Annotated in this window: 1 protein-coding gene; it reads right to left on the reverse strand. The window is 51.7% G+C overall.

The window, feature by feature from the left end; all coding sequences use genetic code 11:
• On the reverse strand, nt 1-207 hold a 207-nt coding region (locus tag Q0835_RS30305), incomplete at both ends, for a DDE-type integrase/transposase/recombinase (RefSeq protein WP_298967226.1).

The following is a 207-nucleotide window of genomic DNA, read 5'->3' on the forward strand; positions in this document are numbered from 1 at the left end:
CAATAGAGCTGTTGAAGAAAGCCGTTGCTGCCGCTTCATCACGGGTTTTGCACAGCATGAAATCGACCGTATCTCCGTGCTTATCGACCGCCCGGTAGAGATAAACCCATTTGTCCCGAACCTTGATATAGGTCTCATCCATTCTCCAGGAGCAACAAACCGGCCGTTTTCTGGCCTTGGCCTTTGCAGTGATTGCCGGGCTGTAAC

This window comes from uncultured Roseibium sp. (assembly GCF_947499295.1).
Taxonomy (GTDB): domain Bacteria; phylum Pseudomonadota; class Alphaproteobacteria; order Rhizobiales; family Stappiaceae; genus Roseibium.